General features: G+C 57.8%; 17 protein-coding genes and 2 tRNA genes. 10 read left to right on the forward strand and 9 right to left on the reverse strand.

Annotated elements, in window-relative coordinates; genetic code table 11:
- Nucleotides 1–649: 649 nt before the first annotated feature.
- A complete protein-coding gene (locus B5D61_RS17860; protein WP_176159510.1) occupies nt 650–6,829 on the reverse strand; it encodes an alpha-2-macroglobulin family protein in 6,180 nt (2,059 codons plus the stop codon).
- Nucleotides 6,830–7,549: 720 nt separating this feature from the next.
- The gene (gene purD, locus B5D61_RS17870; RefSeq protein ID WP_078814794.1) at nt 7,550–8,800 is read right to left on the reverse strand and encodes a phosphoribosylamine--glycine ligase; all 1,251 of its coding nucleotides are present in this window, start codon (nt 8,798–8,800) and stop codon (nt 7,550–7,552) included.
- Nucleotides 8,801–8,914: 114 nt separating this feature from the next.
- On the opposite strand from purD, the gene B5D61_RS17875 reads away from it, so the two are divergent.
- The 3 genes from B5D61_RS17875 (at nt 8,915) to B5D61_RS17885 (ending at nt 11,788) form a co-directional block, all read left to right on the forward strand.
- Complete coding sequence (locus B5D61_RS17875) at nt 8,915–9,268, forward strand: hypothetical protein (protein ID WP_078814795.1); 354 nt, start codon at nt 8,915–8,917, stop codon at nt 9,266–9,268.
- 129 nt (nt 9,269–9,397) lie between these two features.
- Nucleotides 9,398–10,813, forward strand: coding sequence for an MBOAT family O-acyltransferase (locus B5D61_RS17880; protein WP_078814796.1), 1,416 nt, complete (start codon nt 9,398–9,400; stop codon nt 10,811–10,813).
- Nucleotides 10,814–10,828: 15 nt separating this feature from the next.
- Nucleotides 10,829–11,788, forward strand: a complete 960-nt coding sequence (locus B5D61_RS17885; RefSeq protein WP_078814797.1) for a hypothetical protein — start codon at nt 10,829–10,831, stop codon at nt 11,786–11,788.
- A gap of 149 nt (nt 11,789–11,937) precedes the next feature.
- Here B5D61_RS17885 and B5D61_RS17890 read toward each other — a convergent pair whose 3' ends face one another.
- Nucleotides 11,938–12,180: a glutaredoxin family protein gene (locus B5D61_RS17890; RefSeq protein WP_078814798.1), complete on the reverse strand. Its 243-nt coding sequence runs from the start codon at nt 12,178–12,180 to the stop codon at nt 11,938–11,940.
- A gap of 70 nt (nt 12,181–12,250) precedes the next feature.
- Here B5D61_RS17890 and B5D61_RS17895 point away from each other — a divergent pair, with 70 nt between their 5' ends.
- Nucleotides 12,251–13,270: a methyltransferase gene (locus tag B5D61_RS17895; RefSeq protein ID WP_217699011.1), complete on the forward strand. Its 1,020-nt coding sequence runs from the start codon at nt 12,251–12,253 to the stop codon at nt 13,268–13,270.
- 56 nt (nt 13,271–13,326) lie between these two features.
- Here B5D61_RS17895 and B5D61_RS17900 read toward each other — a convergent pair whose 3' ends face one another.
- On the reverse strand, nt 13,327–15,042 hold the full coding sequence (locus tag B5D61_RS17900; protein WP_139373342.1) for a hypothetical protein: 1,716 nt from the start codon (nt 15,040–15,042) through the stop codon (nt 13,327–13,329).
- Nucleotides 15,043–15,233: 191 nt separating this feature from the next.
- Between B5D61_RS17900 and B5D61_RS17905 the strand changes: the two genes are divergently transcribed.
- Complete coding sequence (locus tag B5D61_RS17905; RefSeq protein WP_078814801.1) at nt 15,234–15,737, forward strand: cation transporter; 504 nt, start codon at nt 15,234–15,236, stop codon at nt 15,735–15,737.
- Nucleotides 15,738–15,788: 51 nt separating this feature from the next.
- Here the strand turns inward: B5D61_RS17905 and B5D61_RS17910 are convergent, their stop codons facing one another.
- Complete coding sequence (locus B5D61_RS17910) at nt 15,789–17,615, reverse strand: hypothetical protein (protein ID WP_078814802.1); 1,827 nt, start codon at nt 17,613–17,615, stop codon at nt 15,789–15,791.
- A gap of 224 nt (nt 17,616–17,839) precedes the next feature.
- Entirely contained in the window at nt 17,840–18,862 is a 1,023-nt protein-coding gene (locus tag B5D61_RS17915; RefSeq protein WP_078814803.1) for a glutamine synthetase beta-grasp domain-containing protein, read from the reverse strand.
- Between the two features lie 189 nt (nt 18,863–19,051).
- Here B5D61_RS17915 and B5D61_RS17920 point away from each other — a divergent pair, with 189 nt between their 5' ends.
- Together B5D61_RS17920 and B5D61_RS17925 are read left to right on the forward strand one after the other, a co-directional pair.
- Nucleotides 19,052–19,486: a BUD32 family EKC/KEOPS complex subunit gene (locus tag B5D61_RS17920; protein ID WP_078814804.1), complete on the forward strand. Its 435-nt coding sequence runs from the start codon at nt 19,052–19,054 to the stop codon at nt 19,484–19,486.
- A 99-nt stretch (nt 19,487–19,585) separates the two neighbouring features.
- Nucleotides 19,586–20,407, forward strand: a complete 822-nt coding sequence (locus tag B5D61_RS17925; RefSeq protein ID WP_245846559.1) for a PP2C family protein-serine/threonine phosphatase — start codon at nt 19,586–19,588, stop codon at nt 20,405–20,407.
- A 42-nt stretch (nt 20,408–20,449) separates the two neighbouring features.
- On the opposite strand, the gene B5D61_RS17930 is transcribed toward B5D61_RS17925, so the two are convergent.
- Nucleotides 20,450–21,454: a galactose oxidase gene (locus B5D61_RS17930; protein WP_139373343.1), complete on the reverse strand. Its 1,005-nt coding sequence runs from the start codon at nt 21,452–21,454 to the stop codon at nt 20,450–20,452.
- A 178-nt stretch (nt 21,455–21,632) separates the two neighbouring features.
- Here B5D61_RS17930 and B5D61_RS17935 point away from each other — a divergent pair, with 178 nt between their 5' ends.
- The gene (locus tag B5D61_RS17935; RefSeq protein WP_078814828.1) at nt 21,633–22,874 is read left to right on the forward strand and encodes a sialidase family protein; all 1,242 of its coding nucleotides are present in this window, start codon (nt 21,633–21,635) and stop codon (nt 22,872–22,874) included.
- Nucleotides 22,875–22,951: 77 nt separating this feature from the next.
- Here B5D61_RS17935 and B5D61_RS17940 read toward each other — a convergent pair whose 3' ends face one another.
- On the reverse strand, nt 22,952–23,773 hold the full coding sequence (locus B5D61_RS17940; protein ID WP_176159511.1) for an FAD:protein FMN transferase: 822 nt from the start codon (nt 23,771–23,773) through the stop codon (nt 22,952–22,954).
- Nucleotides 23,774–23,802: 29 nt separating this feature from the next.
- Complete coding sequence (locus B5D61_RS17945) at nt 23,803–25,590, reverse strand: flippase activity-associated protein Agl23 (RefSeq protein WP_078814808.1); 1,788 nt, start codon at nt 25,588–25,590, stop codon at nt 23,803–23,805.
- 174 nt (nt 25,591–25,764) lie between these two features.
- On the opposite strand from B5D61_RS17945, the gene B5D61_RS17950 reads away from it, so the two are divergent.
- Together B5D61_RS17950 and B5D61_RS17955 are read left to right on the forward strand one after the other, a co-directional pair.
- Nucleotides 25,765–25,839, forward strand: a tRNA-Gly gene (locus B5D61_RS17950).
- A gap of 11 nt (nt 25,840–25,850) precedes the next feature.
- Nucleotides 25,851–25,925 (forward strand) — tRNA-Gly (locus B5D61_RS17955).
- Nucleotides 25,926–25,963: the final 38 nt, after the last annotated feature.

Below are 25,963 nucleotides of genomic sequence, written 5' to 3' on the forward strand. Positions count from 1 at the left end.
TTCTTATCCACATCCAGCCCTGAAGATGGGCTCTCCAGGACTTCGAGGTCGTCAGAAGACGAGGCATGTCGTTCAGCCTGCGACTGCGGGCAGGAGTGGCCGCATCACTTTTGGCCGCAAGGAAGTCCAAGCGAGATTCTTATCCACATCCAGCCCTGAAGATAGGCTCTCCACGACTTCGAGGTCGTCTGAAGACGAGGCACGTCCGCTCGGCCTGCGACTGCGGGCAGGAGTGGCCGCATCACTTTTGGCCGCAAGGAAGTCCAAGCGAGCTTCCTATCCACATCCAGCCCTGAAGATAGGCTCTCCACGACTTCGAGGTCGTCTGAAGACGAGGCATGTCGTTCGGCCTGCGACTGCGGCCAGGAGTGGCCGCATCACTTTTGGCCGCATGGAGGTCCAAGCGAGATTCTTATCCACATCAAGCCCTGAAGATAGGCTCTCCACGACTTCGAGGTCGTCTGAAGACGAGGCATGTCGTTCGGCCTGCGACTGCGGCCAGGAGTGGCCGCATCACTCTTGGCCGCAAGGAAGTCCAAGCGAGATTCTTATCCACATCAAGCCCTGAAGATAGGCTCTCCACGACTTCGAGGTCGTCTGAAGACGAGGCACGTCGCTCGGCCTGCGACTGCGGCCAGGAGTGGCCGCATCACTTTTGAAACCCTAACTCCACGAGCAAAGCCTTACATCCCACGGCGTTGCCTTTGAGTTCGGGGGCATACATGGCCTCGACTTTCGTGGGCAGGGCGCTGAAGCGACCGGGGATCTCGGCTTTCACACGGTAGCTGAGGTTATGGGTGCCGCGAGGCAGGCGCTCGGCAAAGAAGGCCACTTTTTCATCGCGGTATTCCTTGTAGGAGGTGAGGCCTTCGTAGCTCCAACCGCTCTGAACTTCGATGGGTTCAAAACCGGCGGGTTTCAGGTCTTCGATGAGCACATACTCATAGTCGTTCTTGCTGTCGATGCTCAGCTCCACTTCGATGAGGTCACCACTCTTGATGGGGCTATCGCTGGCGATTTCCTCGCGACGATATTTCAGGCCCTGCTGAGTGACCACCTGACCGCGTGCTCCAGCCACTTGCTGGTCCTGTTTCTCCTCGATGAGCTTGTAGAACTTGCGGCGGGCTTTCACTTCCAGGCCGGCGGCAGGGATGGGATCTTCCTGACTGAAGACGGTGAGGTAGGCATTGGCATAGAGCGGGGATTCACCCAGCTTACGCAGCTCCAGGGTGTGCTCACCGGTGGTGAGTTCATCGCCTTCCAGCACCAAGGTGCCATCGAAGGTGAAGAGGTTCTCGCGGGTGATCTCGACCTTCTTCAGCGACTTGCCATCCAGCAGGATTTCCACCGTTTGGTTAGGCTTGGATTCGCCGCTGGCTTTCACATAGGCGGCCAGGGCCTCGATGACGGCGGCGGTGTCCTTGGTGCTGTTCCAGTAGGTGCCGTTGCGGCGATTGTTGAGCAAGTATTTGGCAATGCGTGGGGCCAGTTCACCCTTGGGCTCTGCAGCCACGAGCAGGCGCAGGAAAGCGGCCTGGGTCTCGATCTGATCTTCATACCAATACCACCACCAACCGCCCTGCGGCAGATCCAGATAGGCGGTCTGGTTTTCATCGTCCTGCTTGAGGAACTGCTTCAGATTGCGCAGGCACATATCGCGCCGTTCAGTTTCGCCTGCGGCATCACAGGAGAGGCCGAGCAGGGCGAGATTGTAGCGGGAGAGTTTGGCGCGGTTTTCATAAAGCCGATCCCGCATCTCCTTCTCACCCATCTTATGCCCCATCAGCACGCTGTGGATGAGGGCGTCCAGATTGTCGGGTGCGGCTTTATGGTTCTTCTCTTTGGGGTCTAGGCGCAGACGATTCAGTTCCTGAGCTTCATGTTGCTTGAGCCACTCCATGCCTTCATTGACGAGGCCGTCATTGATGTCCAGACCAGTTCGTGCGGCGGAGATCAGACCATGCAGCACCACAGCGGTGATGTGCGGGGAAGACTCACGGCCACCTGGGAACCAGCCCCAGCCGCCGTCATCGTTCTGCATGGCTTGCAGGCGAGCCAGTCCGGTCTTGGCCATCTTCTTGACTGCGTCTTCGTCAAAGACCGCGTTCTTTTTCGGATCGTTCTGCCAGCGTTTCGCGCGATCCTCCGGCTTGCCAATTTCCTGCGCGTTGAGGTTGGTGCGCTTGTCTTTGATGTCCTTGAGGTTCACCTTCAGATCCTTGAGCAGACCCAGGGTGAGAACGGTAGGCACAAAGCGATTGAGCGTCTGCTCGGTGCAGCCATAGGGGTAATCCGCCAGATAGGGCAGGGCATCCACCAGAGCCATGGCCAGGGTGGGGGAGTAGCGGATCTCCAGGCGGGATTGCTCGGGCTTACGCTCGGCAGGCACACGTAGCTTGATCGTGCCGCTGGCTTCAGTCGGGCGGATGGCGAGACTCCAGGCATCAGTCTTGAGGATGCCGTGGGTGTAAGCCGGGAAGGTCATTTCCATGGCATCGCTGTCCTTTTGAGCCAGGGCTTTGACGCGGATCTTGGGCTCGCCTTCGCCGGTGACTTTGACACGCCAGTCAAACCGATGCTCGCCATGGGCGGGGATGGTGACGGGGGCGAGGGCCAAGCTTGGAGCACCGCCTTGAGGCGGTTCAGTTCCGGCTGAAGCCGGGGCTCCAAACGCCAGCACGCCGCCTTCGAGTTCCAGCACGGCCTTCACGCTTTGCTCGACATCCATTTCGTTATGCACGTTGGCTGAGATGACCACCTCATCCTTCTCCACGAAGAAGCGCGGGGCTTGCAGGCGGACCATGAGGTTCTTGCGAGTGATGACCTCCACACTGGCTTCACCAACTTGCGTTTCGCTGCCCATCACCCAGGAGCGCAGCTTCCAGGTGGTGAGGTTTTCCGGCAGGTTGAAATGAAATTCGCCCTCACCCTGGGCATCCGTGGTGAAGTCGGCGATCCACACCGCGCTGTCGGCGAGGTTGCTGCGGATCATCGGCTGCGGGCCTTCTTCGCTTGCGCCTGCGGCGTCGGCTTCCATGGCCACTGCGGCGACACCTGCAACCGGACTTGGTGCAGCCATCTCAGCCATCGGGGCTGGGGCGGGAGCCCCCGGTGCCATCTTCATGGTCGTGTAAGTTACTCCGCTGGCCGAACCTGCTCTCATGACTGCACCACTCGCAAAAGGATCTCCAGCAGACTCATCCGCCACACTACCGCCAAACGCTCCCAAGGTGTTCATCCACGCCTCGCCTTGTTTTTGCAGGCCGGTTTCCAGGGCATGCAGGGAGTCGGTGACTTGAGGATAGTGGCTGCGTTTCCAGCCCCAGAAGAAGGGGCGGATGTCTTCCTGATTGCTGCCGCCGGAGATGTATTCCAGGGCTTTGTCATAGGCCGTCAGCACGACCTTGCCAGTGAAGGGTTCGCCGTTTTGATCTCGCACTTTCACCTTCACCTTGGAGCCTTGGCCAGGCAGGTAGGTGGTGCTGTCAGGGGTGAGTTCGACACTGGCGATGCGCTTGCTCGGTGGCACCAGGATCTGACGCGTGACCTGATGCACTCGGGCCTCGGCGACGGTGTAGGCCTCGATGAAAATGTTGGGCTGATCCTTCTCTTCAAGTTTGAAGCGGTAGGTGGTGCTCTTACCTTCTAGCTTGAGCCAAACCGGTCGCTGGTAAACACTGTTCTGCGGGCGCAGAAACAACGCCACGGTGCTGCCGGGGCGATTCGTGTTCACGGTGATTTCCACCTCGTCACCGGGGGCATACTCATCCTTCTGCACCAGCAGTTCCAGATCATCGAAGCGGAAGTCTTTACCTTCGTCGAAACCCTGACCGCGCACGGTGAGGAAGGTCACGCCTTCGATCTCGTGGCCCGCTTCATCCTTCAGCTTAGCCGCAGCTCGATACTGCCCGCCTTTGGGGAAGGAGAGACGCAGCTTTTGCCCCGAACCGGAGGGATCGGGCAGGGAAAGGGCGGCGGTATGCACGGCCTCCTCAGTGGGTTTGCCTGCGGCATCGTAGGTGATGCGATAGATGGTTAGGCTGCCGGTGGCTTTGACATCGCGACCGTCCAGCGTGCGGGCATGCACTTGGATTTCGCCCTCTTCACCGGCCTGATAGTAGCCGCGATTCGGGGACACATAGACCTCGAAGGGACGCCGTGCGGCCAGCACGCTGCCTTTGCCAAAGATGGTGCGGCGGGAGGCATCGGTGACTTCCGCCTCGATCTCATAACGATGGTCTTCATTACCATGCAGTTCCTTGGCCAGGGTGGTATCAATCTTGATCGTGAAGGTGCCATCGGCATTCAGGGGCGACTCGCCTTCAGCCACGAGTTCCGGTGGATCACTGTTCCAGCGCACCCAGGGATAACGAGGAATGCAGAAGCACCAGCGTTCCGATCCGGGATACCAGGAATAGTAGGTAGCGCGCCAGCCGTAGCCTTTGCCAAAGAGCCAGTCCCAGGGGCCGATGGGGAACCAACGATCCGTGTGGGCACTGCGCTGCACCTTATACTTCACTTTCCCCTGTTTCACGGGCCCGCCGAAGTAGTAGTCCGCCTTCACCTTGGCCTCGAAGCTATCACCCAGCGCCACGGGTGTGCTGGGCGCATCCACCTGCACTTCAAACTCCGGCTTCTTGTATTCTTCCACGCGGAAGCTGTGCTGGCCGAGGTGCTCATTGCCGCCGATCAGACGCACATGCTCCAGGCTGATCGCATAGGCCCCGAGCGTGGCCTCTTCGGTCAAAACCAGCACATCATCAATGGCCCCGGATTCATCGGCCTTGTAGTCCTGCTCATGGATCTTCTCGCCGCGTGGGTCCGTGATGGTGACGCGGATTTTGGCCCCACGATAAGCATTGGTATTGAACTTGGAATCGTAACCCACTTTCCGAGCCCAGGCCTTCCACTTCACCTCCTGCGCGGGGCGATAGACGGGGCGGTCGGTGATCGTGTAGAGCCTCGTGTCCTCTGCAAATGGGTCACGGTCGAAATCATCGCCTGTGAAGTAAAACCGCTCAGCACCGAGATAGGCGAGCTTGCCCTCAACAGCCGTGGCGGTGATGAGCCACTGATGATTCTCGGGGATGTCACTCGCTTTGACGATGACCTGCCCTTGCGCATCGGAGCGACGCTGGAAGTCCTTAAATTGATAGACCCGGACTGGGCGCTGATTGTTTCTTCGATCACTCCATTCTTCACGATAGCCAAAGAAGCGCACGGTGGCCTCGGGCACAGGGGCTCCCGTCACGGCATCGGCGATGAAGTAATGAGTCGCCGTTCCTTGCTGGGTCTTTACGATGACGAGGCTCTCCAGCCACAGCAGCGCACGGGTTTGGCGTCCGCCTTCAAAGGTGCCCTCCACCAGCCAGGCTCCGGCTTCCTTCAGCGGTGTGGCGACCTCCACTCGACGATCCCAATGATTCGCGCGAGGTTTCAGTTCTTGCTCCCAGGTGGCGGTGATGGGGCCGAGATACTTCTCACCTTCTTGTTGAATGAGCCGCTCGCCGATACCGGAGACATTGCTCTTTCGCCAATCTCCATCTTGAGGATTGCTGCGCAGATAAGCTTCGGTGTCAGCGAGGAGTTTAGCCACATTCACCTTGCGAGCGGTGAGGCTGATCTTCGTGGCATTGCGGAAGAGCAGGGAGAGCTTGGCCTCCTTGCCTGCTGCCTGAGGCTCCTGCGGCTCAAACCGACCCCAGTGACCGAGGATCTGATCCAGCCGATTTTCCAGCCCCTTTTTGTAGTCAGCTCGTGTCTCCAGGGCAATCGCCCGCTTCAGGGCCTCCGCCGCACGCGGGTACTGGCGGCGATCCTGCCACTCATCCGCGAGCTCACTCCAGGCAATGACGCGTTCCAAAGCCGGCACCTCGCTATCTTCAGCCAGGGCCTGATACAGTTTGATGAACGACCACTCGAGTGGCAGCGTCCAGCGCTTCGGACCGGTGGCCAGCTTGGCCGTGGTTTCATCATCCTTCAGCGTGTGCAGGGCCGCGATGCCATTCTGCCGATCACCGGCTTCTTCATCCGCATTGGGTTGGAAACCGTAACCGGCCAGGGTTTGCACCGAGAACCACTGCTTGGCCAAAGCCGCCTGTTTCATGCGGGCTTGTAATGCCTGCTGCGGGCCGAGTTGGCTCAGGGCGGAGCGGACAAACATCAGGCGTTCTCCATCGCTCGTAGCCTCTCTCCACGAGGCGGGAGCGTGGAAGTAAATGGGGTTGCCCTCTGCATCCACGGGGTAGCCATTGCCGTCGCTATCCAGGCCGCTTTCATCATCGTAGCCGGGCAGGGTGGAGAGATCGGTGAGATGCTGGAGTGCCCAGGCAGGCTGCACCCCGTAGCGACCGGTAGCAAGCACGTGCTCCAGAGCGGTTAAGACTTCTTCCTTACCTTTGTCATCTGCTTGGTTAGGCAGGGTCAGCCAGGCTTGTTCCAGGAGTTGCAGCGCCCGCACCTCGTCACGAAGGCTGGTGGAGACATAGCGCCCCCCAGCGCGGTAGTTGTGCTGCCCTCGCTGATACTCGCCATCGATGAGCGTGCCATACTGGGGCAGACGCTGATAATCCTGCCCCGCTTGGAGGAGCATGGCCCAGTTTTTCGCATGAGCTTTCACTGCGTCCTCGATGACTTGCTCCTGCTCTTGACCGGCACTGAGGCTGGCGAGGGCATCCACCGCGACCTTCAAGAGGGGGGCGGTGCCCTCGGGGGTGAAGAGGGTCTTCTTCGCTAGATCAGCAGCCTCCCGGTGATTTCCCTCCCGGCTGAGAGTCTCCACCTTCTTGACGAGTGCGTCAGCATCTTGGGCAGGGGTGGAGGTTGGCATGAGCAAAAGGGCGAGGGGGAACCAGAGAAAGTGTTTCATACCGCAGACAAGGATTTACCAAAGCGCATCACGAGAGACAAGCCGATCTCTTGGGATGGTGACGAAGCTTTTTTTATTCGATGCCGAGACAAAATCGGAATGAAGGAGTTTTAGCTTCAGGAAGCCAAGACATCGCAGCAGAGGGCGGGGGCTGGATGTGCCAACTTTGAGTTGAAGGCGCTTTTTTTTGGCAAAATGCGCGATTTACCTGGGTAATTCACCGCCTTGTTTGCTCGAAAGAATAGAATCTGTGCAGTATTCTTACTTGCAATCTTGACGCGCTCTATTTCGTGTTGAGTCATGATCCTATTTCGCAGTTTGGCTTGGGTTATTTTCTGCATTTTTCTCCACCTTTCTGGAGTGTGGAAATTAAATGCTGAGACGAGCCCATCTCCGGAAGCTCAAAAAACGGAGGATGTGAACATCCATCAACGCGGCGGTATGCTGCTGGCCTTCACTGCCATCACCGTGGCTGTCGTTGGTTTCGTGCTGACACGAAAACGCCAGCCTCCTCGTTCGCCGCCCTCTGGAGGGGGGCGGGATTGCTGAGGCTTAAGGCGTCATGAAAAGGTATTGACCGGCGGACCTATCGCTTGGTCAATACCCGATACTATCCTGACTTCTTGACAGGATCAGGATCTGGCCCGTTCGGGCAGGGGTACCGATTTCGTAAGGGTTATCTCAATCAAAATGCAGGGTCGCGATGTCGCTGCGGCGCTGCAAGCCGTCGAAGGTGACCTTCTTGGACTCGGCATAGGCTTTATCGCGGGCTTCTTGACGGGTCGTGCCTTGAGCCACGACAGCGAGCACACGGCCACCATTCGTCTCAAATTGACCCTCCGCATTTTTGCGCGTGCCGCAGTGATAGACCCGGGCATCGATCACATTCTCTAGGCCTGAGATCACATCACCGCTGCGAGAGGAGGCGGGATAACCGGCAGAGGCGGAGATGAGACAGATGCTCCAGCCTTCCGCAAACTCGATGAGCTCGGGCTTTAGGCTGCCCTTAGCCGCTTCAAAGACGTAGTTGGCAAAGTCGCCCCGCACCATGGGCATGACAGCTTCGGCCTCAGGATCACCAAAGCGGCAATTGTATTCCAGCATCTGTGGGCCCGTTGGCGTGAGCATGATGCCGAAGTAAAGGAAGCCACGGTATTTCAGACCATCTTTTTGCAGACCTGCCACGGTGGGTTTCACCATCTCTTCCTCGATCCGGGCCAGAAGCTCGGCTGGGGCAAGCTGACGGCTGGCGACCGCACCCATGCCACCGGTGTTCGGGCCTTCGTCGTTGTCGCGGATGCGCTTGTAGTCACGGGCGGGCATGAGGATCTGATACTGATCATCACACACGGAGACAAAGATGCTGATCTCAGGGCCGGTGAGGCATTTCTCGATGAGCAGATCTCCCGCACCGAAGACGCGCTTGCTCAGCACATCTTCAATGAAGGCCTCGGCCTCTTCACGATTCGGGCAAACCGCCACGCCTTTGCCTGCGGCGAGGCCATCGAACTTCAGCACGATGGGGAACTCGGTCAGCGCAGCCTTGGCTTCTTCGGCTGTTTTTGCCACGGTGAAATCTGCGGTCGGGATGCCATGACGCTGGAGAAAGAGCTTGGCGAAAACTTTGGAGGCTTCGAGCTGGGCTGCTTCTTTATAGGGGCCCCAGCAGGGCAGACCGGCTTCAGCACACAGATTGGCTAGGCCACGATCTTTAACGAGCCAGGCTTCTTCACCCGCCACGCAGAGATCCACCGCGTTGTCCTTCATCCACTGGATCAACTCTGGCAGACCGGCTGCGCTGACGCAGGTGGCGAGGCTGGCAATGGCATCGCTGCCCGGATAGGCATACAGTTCATGCTTCTGCGGAGATTCGCTCAATGCGGTGATGAGGGCGTGTTCACGGCCGCCTTTGCCAGTAACCAGGATCTTCATGGGGCGGGATGCATAGCGCGCCCGGCGGCGTAGGCAACTGAGGAAAAAGCCCGAGCCACCCCCTTAGGCGCATTTGCGCTGGCCATCCGGCACGAGACATTCAAAAATAAGCCGATGCCAACCGCTCGTCGTTATCCCCTCGGCCTCTATGCTCTGTTCCTCATGATCGTGGGGGTGTGTTTGAAAGTGAAACGGTATGTCGTGGTCAAGGCGGCGGTGGACCAGATGGTCCTGGAGAATCCTCAACCCACCAGCACGGCCCAGATTCACCAACAGGTCACTGAAGTGGTCACAGGGCTGCCGGAGGCGGTGGCGTGGGATTGGGCCGCGAATGCCTGCTTCATGCTGGCGCTGGTCATGCTGCTCATCCGCCAGAGTTGGATCATGGCGGCCCGACGTGAAGCCCGAGCCCGACGTGCGAACGAGAGGGCTGCGGAAATGAAAAAGCGACGTTGGTCGCGCCGCTGAGGTGAATTTACCAAGGGTGCTGAAATCAATCTCGGAGTGCGGGTTTAAAACGCACCTGAATGTCGGTTGATTCGAGGCTGAACCCGATGCAAGGACGCGCAGGCATTTTGCCCACTCTCCCGATTCGTCATGTGGTTCAATAGCTTCGGATTCTGGCTTTTCTTTGGTCTGGTGGTGCTGATTTACAGCCGCCTGCGTCTGGCTGGGCAAAACCGCTGGTTGCTGGCAGCCAGCTACTTCTTCTACGGCTGTTTCGATTGGCGGTTCCTTTCACTCATCCTCTTCTGCACGGTGCTGAATTACCATGCGGGTATCAAGATCGCGGCCTCTGAGGATGAACGGCATCGGAAGTTTTGGATCGGTTGGAGCATCGTCATCAGTCTCATCGTACTGGGGATCTTTAAGTATCTCGGTTTCTTCACCCATGAGCTCTCGGCCTTGTTGCAGAGCTTTGGCGTGATCGACACGCCATGGGTGCTGCACCTGATGCTGCCGGCGGGGATCTCCTTTTTCACCTTCCACGCGCTGAGTTACACGATCGATGTGTATCGGCGGGATACCCCGGTGTGCCGGAGTTTCGTGGAGTTTGCGCTGTTCATCTCCTTCTTCCCACAGCTCGTGGCCGGGCCGATCAACCGCTCCACGCTGCTGTTGCCACAGATGGGAAAACCGCGCCCGCCTTGTGATGCCGCCCGTTTTAAAGAAGGGCTGTATCTGGTGATGAGCGGTCTGTTTCTAAAAGTGGTGGTGGCGGATAACATGGCGTGGCTGGCGGGGCATGTGTTTTCCTCATCACCCGAGTCGCTCGGTGGGTTGGAGGTGCTGCTGGGGGTGTATGCCTTTGCCTTTCAGATTTACGGGGACTTCGCTGGTTACAGCTCCATCGCCTGTGGCACGGCCTGCTGGCTGGGTTTTGACCTCGCGGTGAATTTCCGCCGCCCCTACTTCGCCATCAGCCCGCAGGATTTCTGGCAGCGCTGGCACATCAGTCTGTCCACGTGGTTGCGCGATTACCTCTACATCCCCCTCGGCGGAAATCGTCAGGGTTCGCTGATGACATATCGGAATCTCATGCTGACCATGTTGTTAGGTGGTCTGTGGCATGGGGCGGCGTGGACGTTCGTGGTGTGGGGCGGCATTCATGGTCTGTGGCTGGCGGTGCATCGTGCGCTGGGCGGGGGCCGCAGGAAAGATGCGCCTGATTCGGTGGGCCTCGTGCTGGTGAAGTGGCTGGTGACCTTCCACCTCGTCTGTCTGACGTGGTTGGTGTTCCGGGCCGAGACCTTCGCGCAGGCTTGGGGCCTGATGCTCCGCCTCGGCTCCGACTGGAGCTGGACGGCCTATGCGCAGACCAGCCTTTCTCTCATCGGTTTCTTCCTGCTGCCCTGGCTGGTGTATGAGGCCTGGGTGGAGCGGCGGAAGGATGATTATGCCCTGTTGAAGACCCCCTGGGTTTGGCGGGCGGCTCTCTATGTTTATCTCACGCTGATGATGCTCTTCTTCCCTCCGCCGGTGCCGGCGGAGTTCATCTACTTCCGCTTCTAAACCCATCCCACCGTCATGTCATTGCTACGTCATGCTGAAACCAAGGTCCTGCTGGTCCTCGTGCTCGCTCTGGTGGTGCTAGAGGGCGGGGCCCGAATGTTTGAAACGAAGCTCTCCAAGGACGTCAGCCACATCCGCTCTCTGCCTGCCGTCGCGGCGGAGCTGAAGGCGGCGCCTGCCAATCAGCTCAAGGTCCTGATCTTGGGCAACTCGCTCTCCCGCGATGGTCTGGATAAGGCTCTGCTCAAAACGGGCCTGGAGAAGCTGACCGGCCGCCCCGTGCATCTCGCGGCCATGCATCCAGATGCCAGTAACATCGGTCAGTGGTTCTATGGCTACCGGCGCTACTTTGCTCAGACCGGGGCGCATCCAGATCTGGTGATTTTGGGCACGGGCCGCCCCCACCTTTTGGACGGTCGCTCCGAGCCGGATCGCCAAGCGGCTTTTTATACCAGTCTGAAAGACATGCCGTTGCTGCTGAAGGAGCAGCAAGGAGACGTGGAGGCCATCTCTAAGGCGCTGGTGGCGCGGGCATCCATGCTTTTCGCGCATCGGGCACGGGTGGAGCCGCTGCTCTTTTACAACGGCATTCCTGGTTATACCGAGACCACCCAGACCCTGAGCGTCCATCGGGAGCACGTCACGCCTGCATCTGAGGGAGAAACCGCAGATGCCCATCACGAAGCTGCACCGACCTGCCATTTGTTCGAATCGCTCCTGAAGACCTTCCAAGCAGGGAAGACGCGCGTCATCGTCGTGGCTATCCCCATGACGGAGACCTATGAACTGCCTGAGTGTGTGGAGAAAGCCGTGAAGCAGGCCCAGATGTCTGTCGTGGATACAGGTGCATCTCTCCAGTATCCGCCGGAGCGTTTTCCTGATGGGTATCACCTGGATAAGACCGGTGCAGCCCAGTTTACCTCTCAGTTGCTCGAAGTGCTGGGGCAGCGTCCCGAGTATCTGCCGAACAAGTGATGCCCACAGAAGTGATGCGGGCACTCTAGCCCGCAACTGCATGAAGGCAGCACGGATTCCCTAGAGGGTGCCTTCGAAGTTCTTGCTCGCCATTTTCAAATGGCGGGAAGCCGCGAAAAGAATGCTGCGACCACATCCAAGAGCGCGCCCTAGATCGCTTGCCGGGCTTTGAGGAAGGGAATCAACTCCTCCACTCCGAAGTCGGCCAGAACGTCACCATCCCAATCCATGGTCGGGGCTTTGGATTGGCCGGACAGTTCGACCATGTCTTTCATCGCGGAGGGGTTACCGCTAACGACAACTTTTTTAAAGGTGATGCCGTGCTCATTGAGGTAGTCGATCACATCGTCGCACCACGGGCAGCCGGTTTTCACATAAAGGATAGGAGTCATGGGGGGCAGGGGGATTTCAGTTTGATTTCTTTTCTAGCATACGCAGCTAAGTTCTTCCATGGTCTTGTGCATGACCGACCTGACCGCTTTTCCTGCCACCGACCCGCTGGGCATTTATCGTTACCGTGATGGCCTCTATGCCGTGGATTTGGTGACGGCAGCCCTGGAGTTGGATTTCTTTTCGTGGCTGGCGGCTCATCCCTCGACCTTGGATCAGATTTGCGCCCAATATGGCTTTCACTCGCGGCCAGCGGATGTGATGATGACGCTGTTTGCCGCCAATGGCTGGGTGCGTAGTGTGGACGGTGTGTTTCATCTGACCGAAGTGGCACTGGAGTATCTGGTGGCGTCGTCGGAGTGGTTCCTCGGTCCTTATTACGCCTCGCTGCACGAGCGCCCGATTGCGCGGGATTTCCTTCAGGTGCTGCGCACGGATAAACCCGCAGGCTGGTCGGGTGATAAGGCATCGTTCGACTGGCACAAGGCCATGGAGCAGGAAGACTTTGCCCGCAAATTCACGGCGGCCATGGATTGTCGAGGGCGTTACCTCGCGCAGGCTCTGGCTAAAAAACTGGACCTGACGGGCCGATCCAAACTGCTGGACATCGGCGCAGGGTCCGGCATCTACGCCTGCTCCATCGCCGCCGAGCACACGCATCTCCGCGCCGTGGTCTTCGATCAAGCTCCGGTGGATCGCATCGCAGGTAAGCTCATTGCCGAGCGCGGTTGTGCGGAGCGTGTCAGCGTGACGACGGGCAACATGTTCGATGGTTTGCCGACGGATTGCGATGTCCACCTCTACTCCAACGTGCTGCATGACTGGGGCACGGCGGAGGTGAAAAAGCTGCTGGAGGTCTCCTATGCCGCACTTCCAGCAGGTGGGCTGCTGATCATCCACGATGCCTTCATCAATGCTGAAAAAACCGGCCCTCTGCATGTGGCGGAGTATTCCTGCCTGCTCATGCATTCCACGCAGGGGAAATGCTACAGCGTGGGTGAGTATGCGGAGCTTCTCAGTGAGGTGGGCTTTGTGCCTGGAGCCTATCAAGACACGGCCGTGGGACGTGGCTTCATGGTGGCAGGGAAGTAGCGTTAAAATAAAAAACCCCTGGCAGTTTCTGCCAGGGGAAATCACCGGGGCTTTATTTATTTCTTGGTGATGTTGTAGGAAGTGTAAGTTGCCCACAAAACATTCGGATATTTGGTTTGGTTATAATCCGCATAGACCCCGATGATCTGTCCCGTTGTCAAGCTTCGCTGAATCTCCACTGTCAGGCGATTCATGGGGGAGGTGTAGAGGTTTGAGTAAACAATGATGGATTCGGCCGGCGATGGATAGACGAGTAGACTGATGGTCGTGCCATTGAAGGTCATTGTGCGCAAATCACTGGAAATCGTAAGTGTTGCGGTAACCTGTCCTGAACGGTTTAATGGAACAGACGTCACGGGAAACTTTGGGGCCTTCGATGGGAAGCCTTTGGTGACATCGGAATTCAATGTGCCGTTTAATAAGACGGTATAAGTGCCTGCGGTTGCTCCAGCAATAACGTAAATTTGGTCATCTGTAATCGGCCCGGTGAATCCATAGGCACCAAAGATGGCTGGCAAAGTCTTGTCTAAGTTAGGGACCGTGAAAAAGCCGTAGCAGAGTGGAGCGTCGTTGCTGGATTCGATCTGGAGCATCACGCCTTCGAAGGTGATGCGACGTTTCACAATCTTTCCAGAGACGGTATCTTCGATATTGATCGTGGCGGTGACTTTGCCCGTCTTCGGGTCGACCTTGCCGACAAAGATCTTTGCCCAAGCTTTCTCATCTTGAGCTGCCGGGCTGCCACTGCCGCCTTCACCCACACGAAGAGTATTTTTGACGGTGATGCCTAGCTTTGTGGGGAAGAATCTCGAATACGTGGTCGTGTTCAAGGTGTCATCCAGCGCAAAGTTGAAGAGCTTTTCAACCCCTAGATCCAGCACCGAGCCCACCGTTTGGCCTTTCGCGGGTGCAATCCAGCGTTCCACGGAGGCGACTAAATTCAAGGGGCCAAAACCAGTGCGAAAGGCTTTGTCCTTAACTCCCGGGTCTTTTTTCCACTGGAAATCATAACCGGTTTGAGCCGGTAACATGTGATAACGGAGATCACTGCGCTGAGTGAGTTTGATTTTTCCGGCCAGGAAGCTGTTGGCACGCTTGTAAGGGTTCGCAAAAAGCACAAATTGATTGGCGGCACCATTGGGCAGGGAAGCCGAGAAAGCTGTGCCATCGCTCAGCTTGCCCGCGAGTTTGAAGTTGCCTTTGGCATCAATCGCTCCTGTCGCAAATCCTGAACCGGTAGGCTCGTCTTCATCTGGATCAGCGGTCAATTCCAATGCTGTGGTGTAGGAGCCCAGGGTCGGCACGGTCTCTCCCTTCGCATAGGTTTTGACGCGGAAGCCGTTGTCAGTGAGAGCTACATCGTCCCCTGACTCCTTGACTTTCACCGTCAGAACAGGTTCGGCATCGTCCCCAAAGTTCTCAATCATGAGGACCACATCCAAGGACGTGGTTCCTTTTCTCACGATGGAAATGGTCGCGGGGAGGGTGCTCGCGGTTCCGATCGGTTCCTCTGCCTCTGGAGCCTCCGCAGCGGTGTAGTCGAGGGTGCCTTTAACGCCATAGACCTTGTTTTCCGAGCTGGTCAGCTTCCCAGAGAATCCGCCTTTGGTGGTGACCGTCAGGGTCAGTAGCCCGGTGGGCGACCCCGTGTCACCGGCGCCGGTGTAAAGCAAGGCTTGATAGCCGCCCGCCAGTTTTGCGGGCAGGGGAGCCGCCACAGCCGTCAAAGCGCTCAGGAAGGAGCCCAAAAGACAAAGTCGCAATGCGTTCATGATTTGATTAAACCGAGTCAGATGTTGGATGTTGGTTTGGAGATCGAGTTGAGCGGCCAGATTGCAGGGAACAAGCCCAGAATCTCCCGCGTTTTGATACTCCCTCCATCTTATGGGGTTACAGGAGATTTTTTTCACAAAGAAACAGCGTGAGCCCTGCGTCTCTAAGGGAGTCCGTTTTAACTGCCCATATGAAACCCACAGCCCTCCTTGCCTCACTTGTCCTTTTCACCGCCGGATTCATCCATGCGGAAACCACCGTTACGCTGGAAGGCGTGCATAACTGCTGCAAAAGCTGCACCAACGGCATCGTCAAAGCTGGCACCAGCGTCAAGGACGTGACCGTGACGGCTGAGGGCAAAACCGTCACCGTGGTGGCGAAGACCAAGATGGGGGCTAAAAAGGCGGTCGAAGCCATCATGGAGGCCGGTTACTACGGCACGCCTTCAGAGACCGCTGAAACAGCTAGCGCCCCTAAAACGGAAAAGAAACTGACGGATGTCACCGTCACGGGTGCTCATCTCTGCTGCCAGAAGTGTGTGAACGCGATGACGGATGCTGTTAAGGCGGTGCCTGGCGTCAAAGAATACGACATTCAGAACAAGGCCAAGTCTTTCACTGTGAAAGGTGAGTTCACCGAGGCCGACCTGATTGCTTCCATGAACAAAGCCGGTTTCCACGGCACCGTGAAGTAAGGCTCACCCCTTTATTTTTCCAAGATCGACGCGGTAAGACGGTTCGCTGTCTTACCGCGTTGCTTTGGTCAGGAAACCGCGTTCCTCCGGTAGCATGCGGGCTTGAGCCTCAATGTTGCTGACGACGGTGCGGGCGGCATCGGCGGCGTTGTTGGCGTTGCTGTCACGGGCTAAGACGGCAAGAGCGGCCTTTTGACCGGCGGAGAGCGCGCGCAGGTCTAAATTCTGCAGCAAGGGGGTGGCTGTTTTGATATCGCCAAGTCGCCAGTGAGCCAAGGCCACCATCAGACGCCGCTGCTGATCTTCCGGGCGCTGATCCAGGAGTTGTTGAGCTGCGAGGAGGGAGGTTTCCAACTCGCGCCCGGTGAGCAGGTTTACATAGATGTAGCGCTCTTGATAAACGGGGTCGTTAGGCCAGCGGCGGTTGGCTTCGGTGGCGGCTTCCAGCAGGCCTGCTGTATTGCCATTGGCCTCCGAAGCGCGAATAAGACCCTGGTAGCCGATGCGGTCGGTGCGGGGATTCAGCGCAGCGCTTTTATAGGCTTCTTCGGCGATGTCGGCAAAGCCGCGCGCCTCGGCGTATTCGGCGATCTTGATGCATAGTTCTCCTCGGCGCTCGGTATCCGCCGCGTTTTTGGCTAAAATCAGAGCGGTGCGCACTTCATCAGGAGGTTTGCGCATGACGAAGGCTAAGTGAGCCCGGTAGAAAGCGGCTACGCTTTGATTGAGAATGGACTGCACCTTTGGGTCATTCACCAGTCGTTCCAGATCCTCGAACCGTTGCAGCATCGTCAGGGCCGTGAGGTAGTTTTCCAGCAGAGGCTGATAGTCTTTGGCCTCATCTTCAGGCACCAGAGCTAGCACCTGGAGGAACTGCTGCTGCTCCACCAGCCAGCGCACCATGGGCACCAGGTCTTCTCGGGATTTGCCATGCGCCAGATCAATGGCCTCCTGCACCAGTTCCACCTTTTGCGAGGGATTGAGCGCCAGCTTCCGTTTCAAGGCGGCGACATTGTGCCAACCGGTAGCCTTGGGGTGAGCGCGCAGGCGTTGGATCAGGTGGCTGGCCTCATCGGGTGGGAGCATTTCAAAGCTATCTAAAAACTCGAGCGCCTTGAGGCCGAGAGCATCATCCTTTTGGGCGATTTCCCAGGCCCGACGCCTTCCGGCTGATTGCTCTAAGGGATCACTGGATTCTGTCTGGATGCGGGCTAGGCGCAGGCTGTGCTCAGCGTCCTCAGGATGTTTTTCGGCATAGGTCTTCAGTGTCTTCAGCAGCACGCCTTCTTTTTGGCTGGCTCCCCAGACTTCCTCCGCCAGCTTCATCGAGTGAGCATCGGAAGGCGCCTCGCTCAACACTTGCTCCAGCAGATCTGAAGCTTCCTTATTTCTGTTGAGGTTAAGGAGGGCCTTCACTCGAGTTTGCTTATCCTTCAGCTCGGTGGCACCGGCGCTTTCCAATTGATCCAGGAAAAATAGAGCCTCTGGACGCTTCATCGCGGTGAGAAACTCGGTGTTGATTCGGATAGCCTGGACGTTGTCCGGTTTGATCTTGTAAGCTTCTTGAGCCTTGAAGACTGCATTCACGATCTGGCCGTCCTCGGCCATTTGACGGGCTTCAGCCACTAGGCCCTCGGCCTTCCAGTCCTGATAGCTGTCTTGCATCGGCTTGGCGTAAAAGAAGGCCCCGATGATCAGACCGAGGCAGACGGTCAGGATGCCAATGCGTGCGATCCAGCGTGCGACTGGGGACTGACGGTCCTTATGGGCCTGCGTAGGAGGCACCAGCAAATGCCAGACCGCAACAAACGGGCGGAAGAGAATGAACGGTTTCGTCTGACCGAGTTGAGCGGGGTCAATCTGCTGATTGGTAAGCACGTCGAATGAAAAAAAGCGGTTGGGGGAGAACCTCTAAAATAACGAACGTCAGGGGGAGAGTCACGGCTAAATTTCATGACGCTCCTTTGGTGAAGCGGTGAAGGGGCTGGCTGCTCTGGTTGTTTCCCTGGCAAGAAGGGATCGTGCGGGTAAAAAAAAGAACGCCGCCTGTTTCCAGGCGGCGCTCCAGGGGAGAGTGATCGTTGTCTGAACTTGAAACCCGATTAAGGCTTCGGCACTTCGGCGATAGTCGCCAAGATGCGGGAAGCGATGGCGTAGGGATCGCCTTGGGAGTTCGGACGGCGGTCTTCGAGGTAGCCCTTGTAGCCGTTGTTGATAAAGCTGTGAGGAACACGCACGGAGGAACCGCGGTCGGCGATACCGTAGGTGAACTTGTCGATGGACTGAGTTTCGTGCAGACCAGTCAGACGCATGTGGTTGTCTGGACCGTAAACGGCGATGTGCTCGTTCAGGTTCTTGGCGAAAGCAGCCATGAGAGCTTCGAAGTATTCTTTACCGCCGGTCTCACGCAGATAGTCGGTGGAGAAGTTGGCGTGCATGCCGGAACCGTTCCAGTCGAGGTCTTTGCCCAGAGGTTTGCAATGGAACTCAACGTCCACGCAATACTTCTCGCAAAGACGGATCAACAGGTAGCGAGCCACCCACATCTGGTCGGCGCACTTCTTGGAGCCTTTACCGAAGATCTGGAATTCCCACTGACCTTTGGCCACTTCGGCGTTGATGCCTTCGTGGTTGATGCCTGCGTCGAGGCAGAGGTCAAGGTGCTCTTCAACGATCTGGCGAGCGATGTCACCGACGTTTTTGTAGCCCACGCCCGTGTAGTAAGGGCCCTGGGGAGCTGGGTAGCCACCTTCTGGGAAGCCCAGAGGACGGCCGTCCTGATAGAGGAAATATTCTTGTTCAAAGCCGAACCAAGCGCCTGGATCGTCGAGGATGGTGGCGCGGGAGTTGGATGGGTGTGGAGTCACACCATCGGGCATCATGACTTCGCACATGACCAGCACACCATTCTTGCGGGTGGTGTCTGGAAACACGGCCACAGGTTTCAGCACGCAGTCAGAGCTGCGGCCTTCGGCCTGCTGGGTGGAGCTGCCGTCGAAGCCCCAGTTAGGAAGCTGCTCCAGGGTCGGAAAGCTTTCGTATTCCTTGATCTGCGTCTTACTGCGGAGGTTCGGGACGGGGGTGTATCCGTCGAGCCAGATGTATTCGAGTTTGTATTTGGCCATGGTTGTTGTTCGACTTTTTTGAGTGAGGAGCCTGGGGAAGAAATCACTCTTCTTCATTCCCTCGGGTGGGGATGAAGCATGGTTTATGCCAAAGTAGAAGTTGTTTTTTCATAACGCTCTCAAAAAGTTCTCATCTTTGAGTGCTGGCGGAGGTTGCAGGGCGGGTGATCCAGCCCGTAAGTGACCGCTATGGAAGCCAAAAATACCGCCCGCGCTCATGTTCGTCTCGGTTACGATGGCCGTGTCCACAAGACTTTTAAGGGCCACATGGCTAAAGAACGGTTTGAACACGAGGTGAGAGTGCTGCGTTACCTAGAAAAACAGGGCTGCCCCTTCGTGCCTCGGGTGATCGAGGCTGATCCAGACAAACTCTACATGGTGACGACCAACTGTGGGAATCGTGTGGACTCCCTGACGGAGGACCGGCTCCGGCAGCTCTTTGCCGAGCTGGAGCAGTATGGCGTGCGGCATGAAGACCCCTACATGCGCAATGTGACCTACAGCCCTCAAAAGGGCAGGTTCTGCCTGATTGATTTCGAGTTTGCCACCATCCTGGATGATCCTGACCTGGGGCCCCCGCCGCCAGAGCCTGATCCCATGGAGCAGGGGCCTCGCGGCTGGTAGATGAGAGTTGAGCAACGCTTTAGCCATGGTTAAACAGTGGCTGAGCGATTGTTTCCCAACCGACGTTAAGCCATTGCTCAACCATCGCCCAACCTCTCAGTGACTCCTCCCTCCGCCCCAACCGCTCTTTCTTGGTCCGGCATGACGCATGTCGGCCGCGTCCGCAAAAACAATGAAGATGCATTTTTGGCACTCGCCTACGATGCCAATGAGATTCGTTATCTGGGAAAGGTGGGAGACTCCAGCCTGGAGCATCATGACTTCGTCTTTGCAGTCAGCGATGGCATGGGCGGGGCCAATGCAGGAGAGTTTGCCAGCAAGATCGCCGTGGAGCGCATCACACGTCTGATGCCAAAGGTCTATCGCCTTGCCGCCCAGAAGTTGGCCACCGGGGTGAATGACGCCCTTGAGGAAATCTTCAGCCATGTGCATGCGGAGATGACGCGCATGGGCCGGTTTTACGCCGAGTGTGCGGGTATGGGGGCCACGCTCAGCTTGGCCTGCTTCTCTCCGGGGTGGATGCACTTTGCGCATGTGGGAGATAGCCGCATCTACTACCTGCCCGCTGGCGGAGGCATGATGCAGGTCACGCATGATCACAGTTTCGTCGGTTGGCTGCGCCGACAAGGGAAGCTGAATGAACGGGAGGCCCGCATGCACCCCAGCCGAAATGTGCTGAACCAAGCGCTCGGCGGCGGACACCAGATTTTGCACCCGCACTTCGGTGCGGTGAGCTGTCATCCAGGGGATAAATTTCTGCTGTGCAGCGATGGCATCACGGATGGCCTCTGGGACAATCGGCTGGAGGAGTATCTGAAGACCCCTCAGGACCAACCGAAAGCCTTCAAAATCGTCGAGCGCGCTGTGGCGGAGTCGGGTAAGGACAACTGCACGGCGGTGGTGGTGGAGTTTGCGGCCTAACGAAAAATAGTTTTATTTTGCCTCTGGGCGTCAAGGCAACAATCAGGGCGGTGTGATGCGCCCCATCCACACGGCAGGAGAGCGCTTGCCGGGGCGGGCTTCACCGCCAGGAATAACGATCTGCCCCTGCCACTCCACAGCTGGCGTGGTGACCAAGGAGAAAGGTAGATCTCCCAGCCCGACCCAGGAGTCACTGCCAGGATGATACGCCAGGATCTCGCGGGGGAAACCTGGGTGCTTGTCCTTGGGTTCAAAGTTGACCAAGGCACCATCGTCACCTCCCAGCACGAGGATGTTGCCGTTCACGATCGGGGCGGGGGAGGGGGCTGCTACGGCGACACGCGGCAGATCACTGATTTTTTTCCATCCTTGGTTAGGTTGCCAAGTCCATGCATCCTTCAACCATTCGCGGGTGGGTTTACCCTCGGCATCTGCTTTCAGAGCTGCTCCGCTGAAGAGATACAGACTGCCTTCCAGGGCCGCCATGGTCGCAAGGATACGGCCTGGACCAGGGCAGGGGGCCAGCGTCTTCCAGCCCTTATCCAAATGCTGTAAATCCAGCGCCCACAGGGTGTTCATCGCTTCGGTTGCTGTGGGGGTCTCGATACCACCGCAGACATAGATCACGCTGTCCATCTCCGCCCCAGCCATGAAGGCGCAGCGTTGAGGCAGGGCGGGGAGTTCGGTGAGGGTGACTTGACCCGCACGGTAAGCCACACGGAAGACCTCTTGGAAATTGTGAGTGGCATCTCCGCCGCCGATGCAAATGAGCCCCTCGGGTGTGGTGATGGAGACGCCGTAGCCGTTGGATTTAGGCAGGTGCCCCGCCTCTTTCCAGGTCCCTTTCGGCTGCTCCAGGGCATAGACGCGCTCATACCATACTTTGGTGCCGCCTTCCCAGGGCCGCTTGTCTGGGAAATTGGTGCCGCCGGCTACGATCAAGGCTCCCCCTGAAACCCCGGCAAAGGAGCCGGCAAACCCTTCTGGATCAGGGAGATGGGGCAAAGAAGTCCAGTCATCTTCAGCAAGGGCAGGTAGGGTGAGCATTAGGAAAAGGGCAGACAACAAGGGTTTCATCAGGCCATGGCTCATAGCATGATGTGACGAAGCTGGGCTACTCTTTCTTCATGGTCAGTGCAGCAGTCCAGTGGGGATCTGGTTAGCATGGGTGACCAGTGAAGCCTTCATCCCTCACCGCGTTATCTGGATTCATACCACCAACCGCATGCAAATACGACTCTTCAGCTTCGCCCTCGGTTTATTCTGCCTCGCCTCCAGCGCACTCGCTGTGGAGCCCTACATCGAGAAGCAGGATCTCTTCGTGGTGGGGGAAGACCCCGCCTATAACATCTACCACATTCCGGGTGTGGTTGTCACCGCCAAGGGCAGCGTGCTCGCTTGGTGCGAGGCCCGTAAACGCGCCGCTGGAGTCAGTGACTGGGATGACATCCGCATCCTCATGCGTCGCAGCACGGATGATGGCAAGACCTGGAGCGCCCCGAAAAGCATTGCCGATGTGCCGGGGCCAAAGACGAAGAATCCCTTCGCCTTCGCGATGAAAAACGTGGATCCCAAGGACGTGACGTACAACAACCCCGTCATGATCGCCGATAAAGACGGCACCGTGCACATGCTCTTCTGTCTGGAGTATATGCGCGCCTTTTACCAGCGCAGCACCGATGACGGCCTCACCTGGAGCACGCCGGTGGAGATCACCTCGACCTTTGATGCTTTTAAAAAAGACTATGACTGGAAGGTGCTGGCTACGGGGCCTAACCACAGTATTCAGCTCAAAAATGGTCGCCTCGTGGTGCCTGTCTGGCTCTCCACGGGCACCGGTGGTAATGCCCACCGCCCCAGCGTCACCGCCACCATCTACAGTGATGATCAGGGGCAGACCTGGAAGGCCGGAGACATCGCCGTGCCCTGCACCGAAGAGTGGATCAACCCCAATGAAACCGTGGCGATCGAGCTGGCAGATGGCCGAGTCATGCTGAACGTGCGCAGTGAGTCCAAGGCCCATCGCCGACTCGTCACCATCAGCCCTGACGGTGCCACCGGCTGGAGCACACCTCGCTTCGATGACGCTCTTCTGGAGCCCATCTGCATGGGCGGCATTGTGCGTTATTCCCTGGCAGAAAGTGGCGGTAAAAACCGCATCCTATTTTCCAATCCGCATAACCTCAGCAAGGCCAAGGGCAAAGAGGAGCTCGGGAAGACTCGCGACCGTAAAAACGTCAGCGTCAAACTTAGCTACGACGAAGGTCAAACCTGGCCCGTCAACAAAACCATCGAGCCGGGTCCGAGCATGTATTCAGACATCGCTGTTACACCTGCTGGCACCATTCTCTGCTTCTACGGCAGCAGTGGTAGTGGCTCCTCCCTGCATCACTTTGCCGGAGGTCGCTTGACCCTCGCTCGCTTCAATCTGGCCTGGCTCACCGATGGCATGGACGGCGGTAAATGACAATCAAACGAGGCCCTACAGGATGCACAATGGGCATTCCTGTGGGGGCTTTCGTGGAAGGTGCCGGGCGATGAATTTTAATGGCTCACCTCCAGCCACTGGATGCCGGGATTTCGCTCACACAAGGCAGTGATCTCCTCTGGGCTCATGATCATGAAGGCGGTGGAGAGAGCGTCTGAAAGCGCGGCCGTGGGGGCGAGGGCGTAACTGCGCTTCTCCTGGAGGGCCACGGGCGTCAGCGTGCGGGGATTCATGATGTGGGCCCCTTTGACCATGAAACCGCTGCCGCTGAGCGCTTGTTCTTTGAGCTGCATTTCGCGGCTGCCTTCCGCCAGGGTGATGCCCCAGGCGTCTTCACCCGATGGAGGCTGTAACGCCAGCAGGGTGCTGTCTCCGGCATTGAGGAAGGCTCGAGTGATGCTCCAGTCCTGAAGGATCTGCACGGCTTGATCCAGGGCGTAGCCTTTGCCCACGGCCCCGAGGTCAAAGAGCATGCGGTCGGCATGCACGGTGACTTTGCAGCCGTCCTCATGCAGTTCGAATAAGTGGCTGCCGATGCTGTGCCGAGCCTGGGCTAGACGCTCCGCATCCGGCTCGATGAGGTGACCCTCACCGCTGCGCCAGAGCTGCATCAGTGGTCCGATGGTGATGTCAAAGGCCCCCTGAGTCTCCTCATGCACTGTCTTGGCGAGATGCAGACAATCCCACACGGCGAGGGAAACGGCCAACGTTTCACCGGCCTTAAGGCTACTCAGTCGAGCGATGTCGCTGGTGGAGCGGAAGCGGCTCAGTTCCTCCTCCAGACGATCAACCTCGGCAAAGACCGCCTCGGCGGCTTGGGCGGCATAGGTGGCGTCCACGTCGTCTTGGGAGACGATCACCTCGAAGGAGGTGGCCATGGCTTCATGAGCGAAGCAGTGATACTCACTCATAACTGCGGCTGTGGAACTAGACCTCCAGGAAGGTTCGGCAGACTGGGAGAAAAACTCGGTGGCTGAGATAGGGTGCCCTCAGGAGGAGGTGGCGGCACGGCGGCTTCGGTCTCAGGGGCTGGTTTAGCGGGCGAGGTATCAGCGGGGGCCGGAGTCGGGGTTGGGGCAGGCGAGGCGGCGGGTGGTGGCACTGCCGGGACCGGGGCTGGTGCGGGAGCCTTACGCAAGAGTACGCTCAAGATGATGCCTGGGCGCAGTCCATAGGGGTAATGCTCCGTGTAGTTAGCCGCATTGATCCGGGCTTTCACCTGATCATAAAACTCCCCATCCACGACAATGACATCGGCATCCAGGTTCTCTGGAACCCGGTCTTGGTAACCGACTTTTTTCCAGTTTCGCCAATACCAGGGCAGCGGCCAGCCTGAATCCCGAGAGATGACCTGAATCGTCTTGGTATCACCTTGATCACCGACGTAGGTATTCACTTCGGCGAGCAGCTTCAACAGGCTCTTTTGGGTGTGCGAGTAAGCGTAAGGATTGCGAGGGTCGGCGGAGTATTCGAGCTGCGGATTCGGATGGGTGCCAGTGAGGCCGAGCGATTGATTGCAAAGATGCAGGATGCCGAGCCCTAACAGGATGTTATACACCCAACGCATGAAAGCTCCGGGCATGGCCGACCAGAGAGCCCCCGCACCGAGCCCTGCCAAAAGGATGAAGGCGTGCTGTGCGCTGAGGATGGACCACGGGGTCTTGTAGCTGAGCACAGAATAGCCCATGAGCAGGACCAGGCTGTAAACGGAAAGAAACACCAGGAAAGCTTGGCGACCGGTGTTTTTGAAATCTCCGATGAAGGCGTAAATCATCCCGATCAGCGCTAAGCCACCGATGAGAGCCTCTGTCCAGATGAGGGTGTCTTTGCGCCAGAAGATGAGGCTGATGTAGTAGTGCCACGGTTTCTCATGACCACTGCCTCCGCTGCGCTCCAGGTAGTGCAGGTAGGTGAGAAAGCTGTCTCCCACGGCTTGCCAATCTTTAAAACCGTTGGAAAAGGCGGCCACGGAAATGAAGACCGCTGGCAGAGCGACCCATAACCAAGGGCGTGCCGGGCGGCCTTTTTTACGAGCAGGGCCAATGCTGAAGCTGCTCGCTTTCCGCGGCTCAAACTCGCCGATCAGGCTGCGGGCGACGAGCCAGCCTACGACGGCAGCGCCTACGTTGAGGATGAAAGTCTCCTTGGTAGCGTGCTGGAAGCCTAGAGCGCAGCCGCCCAAGACCAGCCATAAGCGCGTGCCGCCCTGAGAATACCGCCAGAAGCAGCCCAGAGTCAATGCGATGAGCAGCACCAGCAGCATCTCCATGATGAAGTAGCGGCTGTAGAAGACCATCATCGGCGACGACGCCATCAGCAGCATGGCGATGGCGGTGCCGTAGCGGCCGAGGGCATCGGCAAAGAGCAGGGTGACCAGCAGTAGAGCCATGCTGCACATGACGGTGACCATGCGCAGATTCGCCTCTGTCCAGGTGGTGGGATCACCCCAGCCTGCCAGCTTTGACCAGAGCAGGCTGACCTGATGCAGGGCGGGGCCGTGAAAGTCCTTCGGGTCATACGTGAAGTGCCCGGTATTCCAGGTCTCCGCCAGCTTCATTCCCAGGATGGCTTCATCCGTATGCATAGGGCGCAACTCCAGGCCCTGAAAGCGATAGGAGTAGGCCAGGCCTAGAGCCACGACGACCAGGATCAAAAAGGTAAGCAGGGAGAGAGTGACTTCTTTTCGGGGGGCCATTGCATTCTACCATGGCGGCTCCAGACGCTGGTGCCAGCAGGAAAATGATCCTATGCGCCACTTGACCCGCTAAAGACTCTCATCTCCGCATGAGTGAGACATGAACGTGAAAAACTTGAATTATCTGCTTGCACCTGTCGTATTCTGCTCCAGGATTCCGGCCCACCAAGAAAAGCGGGTGTAGCTCAGTGGTAGAGCACTTCCTTGCCAAGGAAGATGTCGCGCGTTCGAATCGCGTCACCCGCTCCAGCTTTTCAAAGGCGGGTGTAGCTCAGTGGTAGAGCACTTCCTTGCCAAGGAAGATGTCGCGCGTTCGAATCGCGTCACCCGCTCCAGCTTTCGAAAAGAAAAGGCTGGAGGGATTACTCAAAAC

The sequence above is a fragment of the Prosthecobacter debontii genome (genome assembly GCF_900167535.1).
Taxonomy (GTDB): Bacteria; Verrucomicrobiota; Verrucomicrobiia; order Verrucomicrobiales; family Verrucomicrobiaceae; genus Prosthecobacter; species Prosthecobacter debontii.

Coding starts and splice junctions, on each gene's coding strand:
- B5D61_RS17860 (WP_176159510.1), bottom strand. CDS start 6,829: ATGCCAACCTCCACCCCTGCCCAAGATGCTGACGCACTCGTCAAGAAG.
- purD (WP_078814794.1), bottom strand. CDS start 8,800: ATGAAGATCCTGGTTACTGGCAAAGGCGGCCGTGAACACGCCCTCATC.
- B5D61_RS17875 (WP_078814795.1), top strand. CDS start 8,915: ATGCCAACCGCTCGTCGTTATCCCCTCGGCCTCTATGCTCTGTTCCTC.
- B5D61_RS17880 (WP_078814796.1), top strand. CDS start 9,398: ATGTGGTTCAATAGCTTCGGATTCTGGCTTTTCTTTGGTCTGGTGGTG.
- B5D61_RS17885 (WP_078814797.1), top strand. CDS start 10,829: ATGTCATTGCTACGTCATGCTGAAACCAAGGTCCTGCTGGTCCTCGTG.
- B5D61_RS17890 (WP_078814798.1), bottom strand. CDS start 12,180: ATGACTCCTATCCTTTATGTGAAAACCGGCTGCCCGTGGTGCGACGAT.
- B5D61_RS17895 (WP_217699011.1), top strand. CDS start 12,251: ATGACCGACCTGACCGCTTTTCCTGCCACCGACCCGCTGGGCATTTAT.
- B5D61_RS17900 (WP_139373342.1), bottom strand. CDS start 15,042: ATGAACGCATTGCGACTTTGTCTTTTGGGCTCCTTCCTGAGCGCTTTG.
- B5D61_RS17905 (WP_078814801.1), top strand. CDS start 15,234: ATGAAACCCACAGCCCTCCTTGCCTCACTTGTCCTTTTCACCGCCGGA.
- B5D61_RS17915 (WP_078814803.1), bottom strand. CDS start 18,862: ATGGCCAAATACAAACTCGAATACATCTGGCTCGACGGATACACCCCC.
- B5D61_RS17920 (WP_078814804.1), top strand. CDS start 19,052: ATGGAAGCCAAAAATACCGCCCGCGCTCATGTTCGTCTCGGTTACGAT.
- B5D61_RS17930 (WP_139373343.1), bottom strand. CDS start 21,454: ATGCTCACCCTACCTGCCCTTGCTGAAGATGACTGGACTTCTTTGCCC.
- B5D61_RS17935 (WP_078814828.1), top strand. CDS start 21,633: ATGCAAATACGACTCTTCAGCTTCGCCCTCGGTTTATTCTGCCTCGCC.
- B5D61_RS17940 (WP_176159511.1), bottom strand. CDS start 23,773: ATGGCCACCTCCTTCGAGGTGATCGTCTCCCAAGACGACGTGGACGCC.
- B5D61_RS17945 (WP_078814808.1), bottom strand. CDS start 25,590: ATGGCCCCCCGAAAAGAAGTCACTCTCTCCCTGCTTACCTTTTTGATC.